This is a genomic window from Pedobacter sp. 01T416_2 (assembly GCF_056398925.1).
Window position 1 is genome coordinate 1 of the sequence record NZ_JBFTQI010000124.1, and the last position, 10,038, is coordinate 10,038.

Below are 10,038 nucleotides of genomic sequence, written 5' to 3' on the forward strand. Positions count from 1 at the left end.
GTTTAACATCATCATCGATAATTATAAAAACAGGAAAATAGAATAACAGAAATGAACCTATCGGTTGGTGTCTCAGCAACCGAAATAAGTAAAATAAAAATATGGCCGGTGGAGACACCAACCATTAGAGAACAATAAAAGGCATTGTCATTCTGAGGAACGAAGAATCTGCAAACTATGGGAAACAGGCTCTGCTAAGGCAGCAATTGAATAGGCTTTGTGAAATAGGAAAGATTCTTCACTACGTTCAGAATGACAAAGAAATAAAAAGAAGAAATATAGTGGAGAAGACGATAAATTTAAAAGGAATAACCTGGAACCATAGCCGTGGGCTTTTGCCAATGGTGGCTACGGCACAGCGATTTTCTGAATTGTACCCAAATGTAAACATCACCTGGGAGAAAAGAAGCTTGCAGCAATTTGCCGATTTTTCAATCCAGGAGTTGGCAGAACGATTTGATCTGTTGGTTATCGATCATCCTTGGGCAGGTTTTGCCGCAAAAACAAAATCAATAGTGCCTTTGGATCTTTATCTTTCTAAAGAATATTTGAAAGATCAGGAAGAAAATTCTGTAGGTCAATCTTACGAGAGTTATTTTTATAATGAACACTTATGGGCTTTACCGATAGATGCGGCAACTCCTGTAGCAGCCTCAAGACCAGATTTATTAGCTCAAAAGGATTTGCTATTGCCTAAATCTTTTGAAGATCTATTGGCACTTGCCGATAAAGGTTTAGTTGCCTTTGCAGGTATTCCGATTGATGTATTAATGAATTTTTATACCCTATGCTGCTCTTTAGGTGAAGATCCTTGTCAAGGAAACGAAGAGGTGGTCTCTAAGGAAATTGGTAGCATGGCTTTGCAAATGTATCGGGAACTGGCCTCGAAAATAGATAAAGCAAACTTCAACAGAAATCCGATCCAGGTATATGAAGCAATGACTTTAACCGACGAAATTGCGTATTGCCCGTTTGCTTATGGCTACTCGAACTATTCGCGTAATGGTTATGCCCGCAAAATCTTGCATTTCCACGATATGATTTCTTTAGATGGTAAAACCAATCTGAGAAGCACATTGGGTGGAACAGGCTTAGCCATTTCTGCTAAATGCGAAGCATTGGAGATTGCTGCCAAATATGTAGAATTCGTAGGTTCGCCAGCCTGTCAGTCTACCTTGTTTTTTGAGAGTGGTGGTCAGCCAGGGCATTTGGCCGCATGGAAAAATGAAGAAGTCAACCGCCAGAGCCAGCATTATTTTCTGAATACTTTACCGGCCTTGCAAAGAGCTTTTCTCCGTCCACGTTACCATGGTTCGATGTATTTTCAAGATCATGCAGGCGATGTGGTGCGCGATTATTTAATAAATGGTAGAGATGAAATCAAGGTTTTATCAGCCATGAACAAATTATATGGGCAATCTAAAAGTTTAGTGTTATCATGAACAGACCGCTTGAAGGACTTTTGGTTTTAGAGTTTTGTCAATTTTTGGCAGGACCATCGGCTGGCTTGAAACTGGCCGATTTGGGTGCCCGTGTAATTAAAATCGAACGACCAAAAACAGGCGATGCTTGCAGGTCTTTATCCATCAAAAATCTTTTCGTTGATGAAGATAGCCTGCTTTTTCACACCATCAACCGGAATAAAGAAAGTTATACCGCCGATTTAAAAAATCCGGAAGATTTAGAAAGACTTAAAAAATTAATCAGCAAGGCCGATGTGATGACACATAATTTCCGTCCTGGTGTGATGGAGAAAATTGGTCTGGATTACGAAAATGTTCAATCCATTAATCCTAAAATTGTCTATGGTGTAGTTACAGGCTACGGAAGTGAAGGCCCGTGGAAAAACAAGCCAGGCCAGGACTTATTGGTACAATCCGTTTCAGGATTAACATTTTTATCGGGTGTTGATGTAGACGGACCAGTTCCTTTCGGACTTTCCGTTTCGGATATTATGTGCGGAAACCATTTGGCACAAGGTATTATGGCCGCTTTGATCAAAAGGGCAAAAACCAATAAAAGTGTTTTGGTTGAGGTGAGTTTGCTCGAATCCATTTTAGACGTACAGTTTGAAGTATTAACCACCTACTTAAACGATGGTGGTAAATTACCCGATAGAAGCGGAGCAAAAGGCAGTGCACACGCTTATTTAAGCGCTCCTTATGGCATGTACGAAACCAATGATGGTTATATTGCCATGGCCATGGGCAACCTGCCAAATATTTGTACGATCATCAATTGCGATATTACCGATCTGTATGTGGAGGCAGGTTCAGCATTCGAAAACCGCGATAAATTAATTGTCCGCCTCGCCGAAACCTTTAAAAAAGAAGATACAAAACTTTGGGTTGATCTTTTGGAAGGCCATGGTATTTGGTGCGCAGAAGTATTAAATTATCAAACCGCTACAGCATTGAATACCTATAAAAGCCTACAGATTGAACAGGAACTGGATTTAGATGAAGGCAAAAAAATAAAGACAACAGTAAGCCCGATTAGATTGGATAATGAAAAGTTATTTGCTTCGAAAGCTGCGCCAAAACTTGGTTTTGATACGGCTGAGATTGACAGGGAGTTTGAGTTGAGTTAGAGTGTGCGTCACCCTGAATTTATTTTACTGCGTAGCTTTCCGCTTCGCTACAGGTCAGGGTCTATCTAGCAGGAAAGATGCTGATCCCGAATCTTCGGGACAGCATGACGAGACGAGTTAAGAATAAATAAACAAAATTATGCTACCGCTTGAAGATTATTTAGTTATCGATTTCAGCCAGTTCCTATCGGGGCCATCAGCAAGTTTGCGCCTGGCCGATATGGGTGCGCGTGTAATCAAAATTGAGCGTTTGGGTGTAGGCGACATTTGCCGCACGCTCTATACCTCAAATCTGATTATGAATGGCGAATCATCTGTTTTTCATGCCATCAACAGGAATAAAGAAAGTTTTGAAGTTGATTTAAAACGCGAAGAAGATTGTGAAATGGTACGCGAACTGCTTAAAAAAGCAGATGTAATGATCCATAATTTCCGACCAGGGGTAATGGAGCGTTTGGGTTTCGATTATCAATCCGTTATCGCTTTAAATCCAACCCTAATTTATGGCGAAATTTCAGGCTATGGCAACAACACGGAATGGAAAAACAAACCCGGTCAGGATTTACTTTTGCAATCGGTTACCGGCCTAACCGGTTTAACCGGAAATGCCGATAGTGGTCCTGTAGCAATGGGTTTATCGATTATTGATATGTTGGCGGGCGCGCATTTGGCGCAGGGTATCCTGGCCTGTTTATACCGAAAAGCGTTAAAAAACGAAGGCGGTTTTGTACAGATCAGCATGATGGAATCCGTTTACGATTTCCAGTTTGAAACCATCACCACTTTTATGAATGATGGCGGATCTTTGCCCCAACGTTCTAAAAAGAACAATGCAAATGCATATTTAGGCGCTCCTTATGGGATTTATCAAACAGAAAACGGATATTTAGCCCTGGCGATGGGTTCAATTCCACAGTTGGGAAATTTACTTGGCTGCGAGAAATTGGAAGAATATGTGGAAGTAAGCGAAGCATTCGATAAACGTGATGAGATTAAAGCCATTTTGGCTGATCATCTTTTATCGGCGACTACCGAAAAATGGCTTTCCATTTTAGAACCTGCCGATATTTGGTGTGCCGATGTATTAAACTGGAATGCTTTAATGGCCCATGAGGGTTTTAAGGTGTTGAAGATGGTTCAGGAAGTGGAAATGATTGATGGTTACAAATATGAAACCACCAGATGCCCGATCCGAATTGATGGCGAATTATTGACTTCAGCAATTGGTTCGCCAAAATTAGGACAGGATAATGAAAAAATTATCAAAGAATTTATAACACAGCATACCATTGCAAATGCATAACCAAGTAGAAACTTTCAGGATAGCCGTTCGTAAATTTGCGCCATTTGAAGCTGCGATGCAGAAATTCTGGGAACAATATTGTATCCGTTCGGGCTGTACACTAAAGTTGGAAATGGTGGTAATGGACCTGCACGAACTTTACAACAGTACCATCACTCAAAAAGGTTTGGCAAAAGGCGATTTTGATCTTGCGCACATCAGTACCGATTGGGTTTTGGAAGGCTATTCGGCCAATGATTTCGAAGTTTTAAATCCATATATCAACAAAAACAAACCCGACGATTTCCCGAGGGGATGGAGCAAATCGCTTTTAGGACTGCAGCGCTTCGGCTGGGAAGTGGTAGGTTTACCATTTCATGATGGACCAGAATGTTTTATTTATAGAAGAGATTTATTCGAAAGTGAAACTGAAAAGGCTCAATATTTTGCTCAATTCGGCAAAACCTTAGCAATACCTAAAACCTGGGAAGATTTTCATCAGATTGCCCGTTTTTTCAACCGTCCTGAGCAAAATTTATATGGCAGTATTTTCGCCTGTTATCCCGATGGCCACAATACCGTTTTCGATTTTGCTTTGCAATTATGGACGAGGGGCGGTACACTGGTTGATAAAAATGGTTTTATCCAGATTAATACCCAGGCAGCCATCGATGGTTTAAACTTTTACCGTAAAATTGTTAACGATAAAACTGCTGTTCATCCAAAATCTGCAGCATTCGAATCTGTAGCTGCAGGAATAGCCTTTTCACAAGGTGAAGCCGCCATGATGATCAATTGGTTCGGTTTTGCGGCCATGTGCGAAGTAGATTCGAACRCTAAGGTAAAAGGAAAAATTGATGTGGAACGATTGCCTTGCGCTCCAGGTAAAAACTCAGCTTCGTTAAACGTATACTGGCTTTACACCATTGCAAAGGGCAGTAAAAATAAAGACATTGCCTACGATTTTCTCCGCTTCGCACTGGCTGCAGAACAGGATAAACAGCTCACGTTAGCAGGAGGAATCGGCTGCAGGATCTCGACCTGGAAAGATGAAGAGATCAACCAGATTATTCCTTATTACCATAAACTGGAACAATTACACGAGGTGGCCAATATGTTGCCACAGAAACAAAATTGGGCTGCTATTGCCGCCATCATCGACCAAATGGTTTTACAGGCCATCAATACCGATGCCGCAACTGAAGCGCTCATCCAGCTTGCACAGAACCAGATTAACGAAATTGACAAATGAGTATTGACATCAAATATAAACCCCAACTACCAGATACCAAACAGCCTATCATTATTATTGGGGCAGGGGGAATAGTGGCAGATGCGCATCTTCCAGCCTATAAAATTGCTGGTTTTGAAGTGCATGGTATTGTAAACCGGACGAAAGAACGGGCACAAAAATTAGCTGATGTTTTTGGTATTCCAAACGTTTATGACTCTGTTGATGAGGCGGTTAAACTTGCTCCAGCAAATACAGTTTACGATTTAACGATCATGCCTGAGCAATACATCGAAACATTAAAGCAGTTGCCCGATGGAAGTGCGGTGTTAATTCAAAAACCCATGGGCGATGATTTTACACAGGCAAAAGAAATTCTCGAACTCTGCAGAACCAAGAATTTAAAAGCGGCTATAAACTTTCAATTACGTTTTGCGCCATTTGTAAGTGCGGCAAAATACATCATCGATAAAGGTTTAATCGGCGAATTATATGATATGGAAGTTCGCGTAACGATTAAAACGCCGTGGGAGATTTTTCCGCATGTAATTATCCACCCTAGGTTAGAAATTCAATACCACAGCATTCATTATATTGATTTGATCCGGTCATTTTTGGGTAATCCTGAGAGTATTTTAGCAAAAACCTTAAAACATCCGGCGAAAAGTTTGTCATCATCTCGTTCTACGATCTTATTCGATTATGGAGATACGATGCATGCGGTAATCAACACCAACCACGACCACGATTTCGGTCCAAATCATCAGGAAAGTTATATTAAATGGGAAGGAACCAAAGGCGCCATTGTGGCTAAAATTGGCTTATTGATGGATTACCCGCATGGCGTACCTGATGTTTTTGAATACTGTATTGTAGAAGATGGAAAATCACCAGAATGGCAAACCGTTAAGTTAGAGGGATCTTGGTTTCCGGAGGCATTTATAGGTACGATGGCCAATTTAATGCGCTATAATGAAGGTTCAAGCGATGTTTTACACACCAGTGTCGAGGATGTGATTCAAACTATGGCCGTGGTAGAAAGTGCCTACCAATCGAGTGATATTGGTGGGGTAAAGATTAAAGAACAATTAAATAATTAAATCGTTATTGTGAGACAGGGAATAAGCGAACCGAAGCAATCTGATTCACTATGTCTTGGCCAGACGGGCTCTTTTCTTTTGATCGCAAAAGACCAGCAGAGCTAGCTTGAATGCAGTTGAAAACATAAAAGCCCATGAAAAAACAAAACTCCCGGCTTAAAATTTTTCTTTTAAAGTTTCTGCTTAGGCTAGGGACTGCAATCCGAAAAATTTATTAGGCCGGGTTGAAGTAGAACGTAGGCGTACTACTTAGGCTTTATTGGATGGAAATGCCAATGTAAAATTTAAGGTGCAATAAAGGTTGGTTGAAGGGCTAACAATTAAAATGATATATCGTCCTCGTTTGTTACGAGGATGCACGAGATAAGCGATTGTATCGCTATAAATTAAAAACTATGTATTTCAAATCAACATTTTTTGAAGATTATCAATTACAGGATAAACGTGTAACACTAGGTCGTACCATAACCGAAACCGATTTCGTGGTTCACGCTGGCCATACCGGTGATTTCTTTCCACACCATATGGATGCCGAATGGTGTGCAACACAACCGTTCAAACAACGAATCGCCCACGGAACCATGATTTTTAGCATTGGGATCGGTTTAACAGCTTCAGAAATCAATCCTGAAGCCATGAGTAAAGGATATGATAAATTGCGGTTCGTAAAACCTGTTTTTATCGGCGATACCATTCATTCTGAAATCACAATCACTGAAAAAGGAGAGAGCAAAAGACCCGAATACGGCACCGTAACCGAACATGTAGAAATCATCAACCAACACGGAGCGGTTGTATTAGTTTGTGACCATCTTTTGGTGGTGAAAAAGGTTCATTAGTTCAATGGTCAATAGTTCATTGGTCTGGGCGCCTATAGCGACAGTCTTACCAGAGATCATTAAAACGATCGACAGACACCAATGAACTAATGACTAATGAACCAAACAATTATTGAACATATCGCTATTAACAAATGAACTAATGACTAATAACCTAACCAATGAACCAATGACTAATGAACCAACAACCACACAGCCAGAAATTGTAACTGAGGGCGATCCGTCATCAGGAAAGAAGTATCTATTGCCTTTTATACTCGTAATCAGCTTGTTTTTCCTTTGGGGAATGGCACATAACCTCGATTCAATCCTGATTCCGCACCTAAAGAAAGCATGTAACCTCAATAATAAACAATCCACATTGATTGATACTTCTGTTTTCTTTGCCTACTTTTTAATGGCTATTCCTGCCGGAATGATTTTGAAAAAGTGGGGTTATAAAGCAACGATGATCTCAGGTTTGTTGGCTTTTGCGTTTGGTGCATTTTTATTTGTTCCTGCCGCCAATAACTTATCATACATTACATTTTTAATTGCGCTTTTCATTATTGGCTGTGGTTTAACCATGCTTGAAACTTCTGCTAATCCTTATGCTGCTGTATTGGGAGATCCTGCAAAAGCAACGAGTAGATTAAACCTTGCTGCATCTTTCAACGGATTGGCTGCTATGGTGGCACCAATGATTGGCGGATTGTTTATCCTTTCAGGTAAATCGCACACCAAAGAAGAATTGGCAGCCATGACGGAGGCAGGTAGAAACAGTTATTTCTTAGAAGAGGCAGCATCAGTTAAAACACCATACATTTCCCTTGGCATTGTTTTATTAATAATAGCCGCTGTATTTTACTTTATTCACCTTCCCGAAATCAAAACCAAAAGTATTGATGGACAAGCTAAAGGAAGTTTTTTTGGTGCATTACGTCACAAACATTTAAAGTGGGCGGTTATTGCTCAGTTCTTTTATGTTGGTGCGCAGGTATGTGTTACCAGTTTCTTTATTAGAATGGCTCAACAAGGCGGTGGTTTTGACGAAAAAACAGCTGCATCATATTTAGTTGTTTATGGATTTTTATTTACCGCTGGCCGTTTCGCTGGAACGGCGCTCTTACAGTTCATATCTTCAAATAAATTGCTTGTGATTTATGCAATTATATCAATAATCTTGTGTTTGGTTGCCATTTTAGGACAAGGTTCTTATGTAGTTTATGCTTTAGGTGCTGTCGGATTCTTTATGTCGATTATGTTTCCAACCATTTTCGCGTTAGGAATCGAGGGTATAGGTGATGATACTAAACCAGGCTCTTCATGGTTGATCATGTCGATTGTAGGTGGCGCAATTTTACCATTCGGAATGGGAAGTTTAATCGATATGTATGGAGATAATATTCAGATCGGCTACAGTATTCCGCTGGTATGTTTCCTGGTGATTCTTTATTTCGGCTTGCGAGGATATAAAATCGCACACAAATAAATATAAGTCCGTCATTTCGAGGAGGAACGACGTAGCAATCTATTCTCGAATAAAGATTGTTGAGCGGGTTGAAAGTCACCTTTGGTATTTACAAGAAAATAAAAAAAATGAAATTTAGGTTTAGCAAGATTTTTATATTCATTCTGTTGTTTTGCTTTGGCTTTTCAACAAGCCTTTTTGCGCAACAGAACGAAAGTGCAAAACCTTGGGTATTTTGGTATTGGGTTAAAGGTGCGGTTTCAAAAGCCGGCATCACCGCCGATCTGGAAGCCATGAAATCAAACGGCATCGCGGGTGCTTATTTAATGAGCATTCAGGGGCCTGATAAAGTACCAGTTTATTCGCCGCCTGCCGTTCAACTAACACCCGAATGGTGGAAAATGGTTGAGTTTGCAATGAGTGAGGCGAAACGGTTGGATCTGAAATTAGGCATGCATGTGAGCGATGGTTTCGCGTTGGCAGGTGGCCCATGGATAACACCTGAATTTTCGATGCAGAAAGTAGTTTGGTCAAAAATAAATATCAGTAATACAGTTACTAAGATCAATTTACCTCAACCAGAATCAAAAGAAAATTATTATAAAGATATTGCCGTTTACGCTTACCCCTCACCAATTGGTGAAAGCATTTCAACAAGAACGGTTGCCCCAAAAATTACAGCCAGCAATGGTGCTGATGCCACTGGTCTCGTTCAGCCAGGGAATAAGAAAAACTTTGGTTCAAATGAACCATGTTATATTCAGTACGAATTTGAAAAACCTTTCACCTGCCGAACGATAAGCATTAAAATCAGCGGCAATAACTATCAGGCACAACGCTTGGCTATTGAGGTAAGTGATGATGGTAAAAATTTCCGATCAATAGGTAGGTTGGAAGCGCCCCGCCATGGCTGGCAAGACACAGATGAAGATGTTACCCATTCCATTGTACCTACCACCGCTAAGTTTTTTAGGTTTATTTATGATAAAAAGGGATCAGAACCAGGTTCAGAGGATTTAGATGCAGCCAAATGGAAGCCATCATTAAAGCTCGTAAATCTCGAATTATCTTCCGAAGCACAGCTCAATCAGTTCGAAGGCAAAAATGGTTCAGTTTGGCGGGTAAGTAAGAGAAGCACAGAAGCAGAAATTGCAAAAAAACTTTGTGTGCCGTTAAATAAAATTATTAACCTAACAAATAAATTAAATCCAGATGGAACCTTAAACTGGAAAGCGCCGAAAGGAAACTGGACAATTTTACGGATCGGGCATGCCTCAACAGGGCATACCAACGCAACAGGTGGTGGTGGAAAAGGATTGGAATGTGATAAATTTAATCCAGAAGCCGTAAAATTACAGTTCAAGAATTGGTATGGCGAAGCCTTAAAACATGGTGGACCAGATATAGCCAAAAAAGTTCTAAGCGTTTTCCATGTAGATAGTTGGGAATGTGGCAGCCAGAATTGGTCGCCAGTATTTAAAGCAGAATTTTTAAAGCGTAGAGGTTACGATTTAACGCCTTATTTACCCATCATGACCGGATTACC

8 protein-coding genes are annotated in these 10,038 nt (G+C 40.4%); all 8 read left to right on the forward strand.

All coding sequences use genetic code 11. From position 1 onward, the window contains the following. Positions 1-281: 281 nt before the first annotated feature. Positions 282-1,442: an ABC transporter substrate-binding protein gene (locus AC1DPQ_RS07565; protein ID WP_477583877.1), complete on the forward strand. Its 1,161-nt coding sequence runs from the start codon at positions 282-284 to the stop codon at positions 1,440-1,442. Next, positions 1,439-2,590: a CaiB/BaiF CoA transferase family protein gene (locus AC1DPQ_RS07570; RefSeq protein ID WP_477583875.1), complete on the forward strand. Its 1,152-nt coding sequence runs from the start codon at positions 1,439-1,441 to the stop codon at positions 2,588-2,590. The genes AC1DPQ_RS07565 and AC1DPQ_RS07570 overlap by 4 nt, the downstream gene beginning before the upstream one ends. Before the next feature lie 139 nt (positions 2,591-2,729). Then, positions 2,730-3,893, forward strand: a complete 1,164-nt coding sequence (locus tag AC1DPQ_RS07575) for a CaiB/BaiF CoA transferase family protein (protein WP_477608638.1) — start codon at positions 2,730-2,732, stop codon at positions 3,891-3,893. Then, the gene (locus tag AC1DPQ_RS07580) at positions 3,886-5,124 is read left to right on the forward strand and encodes an extracellular solute-binding protein (protein WP_477608640.1); all 1,239 of its coding nucleotides are present in this window, start codon (positions 3,886-3,888) and stop codon (positions 5,122-5,124) included. The genes AC1DPQ_RS07575 and AC1DPQ_RS07580 overlap by 8 nt, the downstream gene beginning before the upstream one ends. After that, positions 5,121-6,203 carry a Gfo/Idh/MocA family protein gene (locus AC1DPQ_RS07585; RefSeq protein ID WP_477608642.1) on the forward strand — a complete coding sequence of 361 codons (1,083 nt, stop codon included), beginning with the start codon at positions 5,121-5,123 and terminating at the stop codon, positions 6,201-6,203. The genes AC1DPQ_RS07580 and AC1DPQ_RS07585 overlap by 4 nt, the downstream gene beginning before the upstream one ends. A 395-nt stretch (positions 6,204-6,598) precedes the next feature. Continuing rightward, positions 6,599-7,042 (forward strand): MaoC/PaaZ C-terminal domain-containing protein, encoded by a 444-nt coding sequence (locus AC1DPQ_RS07590; protein WP_477608644.1) that lies wholly within the window; start codon positions 6,599-6,601, stop codon positions 7,040-7,042. A gap of 169 nt (positions 7,043-7,211) precedes the next feature. Next, entirely contained in the window at positions 7,212-8,513 is a 1,302-nt protein-coding gene (gene fucP / locus AC1DPQ_RS07595) for an L-fucose:H+ symporter permease (protein ID WP_477608648.1), read from the forward strand. 107 nt (positions 8,514-8,620) lie between these two features. Continuing rightward, positions 8,621-10,038 (forward strand): glycosyl hydrolase (locus tag AC1DPQ_RS07600; protein WP_477608646.1); only part of this gene is annotated, 1,418 nt, incomplete at its 3' end.

Bases quoted from the DNA above. Each gene is read 5' to 3' on its own strand.
- AC1DPQ_RS07570 (WP_477583875.1), top strand. From the start codon at position 1,439: ATGAACAGACCGCTTGAAGGACTTTTGGTTTTAGAGTTTTGTCAATTT.
- AC1DPQ_RS07575 (WP_477608638.1), top strand. From the start codon at position 2,730: ATGCTACCGCTTGAAGATTATTTAGTTATCGATTTCAGCCAGTTCCTA.
- AC1DPQ_RS07585 (WP_477608642.1), top strand. From the start codon at position 5,121: ATGAGTATTGACATCAAATATAAACCCCAACTACCAGATACCAAACAG.
- AC1DPQ_RS07590 (WP_477608644.1), top strand. From the start codon at position 6,599: ATGTATTTCAAATCAACATTTTTTGAAGATTATCAATTACAGGATAAA.
- fucP (WP_477608648.1), top strand. From the start codon at position 7,212: ATGACTAATGAACCAACAACCACACAGCCAGAAATTGTAACTGAGGGC.